Source organism: Rhizobium ecuadorense (assembly GCF_001187535.1).
In the GTDB taxonomy this organism is placed as follows: domain Bacteria; phylum Pseudomonadota; class Alphaproteobacteria; order Rhizobiales; family Rhizobiaceae; genus Rhizobium; species Rhizobium ecuadorense.
In genome coordinates this window covers 1-240 of sequence record NZ_LFIO01001288.1, presented here as the reverse complement: position 1 = coordinate 240, position 240 = coordinate 1, and the positions used below count along the sequence as shown (strand labels likewise).

The following is a 240-nucleotide window of genomic DNA, read 5'->3' as shown; positions in this document are numbered from 1 at the left end:
GATCTATGCCAGCGGCACCTTCTCCGCCTCATCGGCACTCGATATCTACGCAATGGGCATGATTGCCTACAAGCTCTTCCTGCCGCGGCAGACCTATGCCAGCGTCTTTGACAGCGTCATGGTCTGGGAGGACGAGCACCAGCGCGAGCAGAGCTGGAAGAACATCCATCTCGACCCTTCCAACGTCTTTCCCCGCTTGGACGTGCTGATACCCGGTTTTCCCGAGGGTCTTGCAAGCCT

The 240-nt window shown here is 58.3% G+C and carries 1 protein-coding gene; it reads left to right on the top strand.

Annotated features, from left to right (window positions below):
• A partial coding sequence (locus AF337_RS27280; RefSeq protein ID WP_152971210.1) for a hypothetical protein occupies positions 1-240 on the top strand: 240 nt, incomplete at both ends.